The organism is Stenotrophomonas sp. GW821-FHT09E08 (genome assembly GCF_059416125.1).
In genome coordinates, this window is the sequence record NZ_JBWKOO010000033.1 from 1 (window position 1) to 2,553 (window position 2,553).

A 2,553-nucleotide genomic window follows, 5' to 3' on the forward strand; every position below is an offset into this window, starting at 1 on the left:
TATGGCCCCGTTGCGCGAGTTGTTCGGCGCAGCATTGCAGCTGAGCCGTGCTGAATACGGAAATGCGGCCTTGTCGGCTGTAGCGGTCGTTCCGCTGGCGGGGCCAGTCGCGACGATAGGGAAGCTATCGAAGAAAGCTGTCGGCGCGGCGGGTGAGAAATTTCTGTATCGAGGGGTGCATGCTCAACATCCAGCGCTATCGGCAGCCAAAGCGGGACGTGTTGAACCAGGGAACATCAAAGGTCTTGCAAACGCTGCAGATCACAATGCTGGGGGCGTATCGGCTAGTAGTCCCTTTACTTCTTGGACCGCCGATTATGCTGTAGCCGAAAAATATGCCGGCCGGGGCGGTGTGATACTTCAAGTTCCCAGAGGTGCTCCGCCGCCTGGTGCGACTTGGAGATGGGAGCCTTCGCCAGACATTTACGCAGAGAGCGAGATCCTCATGCGAGGGACGCGCGACGGATGTATCGTAGTTCAATGCGGAAGATGACGTATGGAACGAAAGAAAAATCTCATGATGGCCATCCCAACACTTAATAATCCCCTCCTGACTGAAGAAATCATTCGTTTACTGGAGAGGGAGGACGTGGTCTTTGCAGGATCTACTTCTGCGAAGGCGATAAGTTCAGCGCGTGATTTGATCAGGGTATACGAAGCCCGTAGTAGTTCTCAGGATCGGCACGGGATTCAGACCTTTGGTATTGAAGAATTGGTTTCTTCACTACGATCCCTTGACGGGGGCAGTGAAATCAGGGTTGAACCCTTCATTGGCTCCAACGCGGACGCAGTCACCGCATTTTGGGTAGCAACTGGGAAGTTGTTAGGTTGTGTTGCTGTAAAGAGGTAAGTTTCGATGATATGCGATTCGATCTCCGACTCAGAATACGCGCCAAAAATCTACCGTTACAAGCCCCGATGAAGATGCCAATTCGGTTAATTTCAGCAATAGGAGTGTTCCTCACTTTGGGCGCTTGTGCTTCGACTGAGCGACTGGCAGGGGGAAAAATGAGCCTAGCAAAGCCTGCCTTGATCACTGCGCCCTACTCAGAGTTGAACTATCAAGAGCTAAGTCAGCGCTTGATGCCACTGAAAAACGGGGCTTCTCCAAGGCCGCAATCGCCCGCTGAAGAGCTGATTCGAGTTCCGCCCAACGAGCGCGGAATCATAACTCTTCCGCGACCGGGAATACTCCCAACCCCACCAGTACTTATGTAGATGGATGGGTTCAATAACAATAAGAGGCGTCAGCCATCTCGCTTCATTTTGAAGACGTCCGAAGCCTGATCGGGCTGACTGAACTTCTATCAATGCTGATTGATTCAGTTGTAGTGATCGTTCTAAGCGGCGTCCACCTGCGTCCTCATCTGGCTCATCTACACCTTCACCACATCCTTGATATGCCACGGACAATATCGATTCCGGTTGTACGGAATTCTTGACCAGAAGAGCCGACTATTGGATAAGGCAAGGGACGTCGCATTGGTGTGCAGCCCCCTAAGCCGATGCCCGCTTGCGATCACGACTCTTCAGCCTGAGCCGCTTTTCCGCCTTGTTCAGCACCCACCTGACCGTGCACTGCCAATGCTCCGTGGTAGCGCGGTAGCGGGCCAGCAGCAGGCGCTCATCCTCGCACAGCTCCGACGGGAGCCCAGTCAACACATAGCCCATATCGACGCCCAACGCCGCCGCCGCATGCAGGTAGCGAGCGGTGGGTGAGTTCAGCCCGTTCTCATAACGCTGCTGTGCCTTTTGGTGATATCGGCGGCCATGCCCACGGCCTGCTGAGTCAATCCTCGCCGCTCACGCTTTGCTCGCAGCCGCGCGCCGACACCATGTTGTAGATGATGGATAGGCCGCATCGTGGACGCCTCAGCGCGTGCGTGTCGCACGCTGGATTCTGGCCAGCACCTTGATCGCCTCTGGGTGGCCGCGGCGGTAGGGTCTGGGGCCGCACACGTAGTGCGCCTACAGCACTTCAAAGACGGTGATGCCCAAGGCCAGCAGCTGGGCGACGGCAGTGTCCAGGAAAGCAAACACGCGCGGCTCACCGCGCTGGCCGGTCAGTTGCATTTCGGCCGCGCCGATGCGCACGATGACAGCGTAGCCGCCATGCTGGCCGATGAGCTGGAGTTTCGCAGGGCACTGGCGCTAGCCAGCGCGGCCAGGGTGGTCACGGACATGGCGGTTGTCACGATTGACCTATCAAACATGCTGTTTCAATCTTCAAGCCCTGGCGGAGCGAGGGCACATCCGTACATAACCGCTAATTCCACGCACTGCGGGTGCCGCCACGCGGCGGCTTGGGCCGGCCACAAAAGGCGGTCGATTCGTACCGGCCGCCTGACGGTGACGCTGCTTCATCGCCGCGTGGCGATGCCCTGTTTATTCCCGCTGGTGTGCGCTGGCGTCACGCACGGCGCGGAACGACTCGTCCTTGCTCCAGTTCGGCCAGCTGCGCGAGTTGGCCAGCTGGTTGCCCAGCGTGTACAGCACTTCCAGGTCGCGGGCGGCACCGGCGAACACCCAGTCCGGCTGCCATTCGTCGCCCTG

At 57.6% G+C, this 2,553-nt stretch carries 1 protein-coding gene and 2 pseudogenes; 1 reads left to right on the plus strand and 2 read right to left on the minus strand.

The annotated features are described in order from the left end of the window. Positions 1-496: 496 nt before the first annotated feature. Complete coding sequence (locus tag AC07M7_RS21070) at positions 497-850, plus strand: hypothetical protein (protein WP_495208218.1); 354 nt, start codon at positions 497-499, stop codon at positions 848-850. Positions 851-1,890: 1,040 nt separating this feature from the next. Here the strand turns inward: AC07M7_RS21070 and AC07M7_RS21075 are convergent. Together AC07M7_RS21075 and AC07M7_RS21080 are read right to left on the minus strand one after the other, a co-directional pair. After that, positions 1,891-2,183 (minus strand): annotated as a pseudogene (locus tag AC07M7_RS21075) (ParC-related protein); the annotation flags it as partial. A 202-nt stretch (positions 2,184-2,385) separates the two neighbouring features. After that, positions 2,386-2,553: pseudogene (locus tag AC07M7_RS21080) on the minus strand (peptidase M20); the annotation flags it as partial.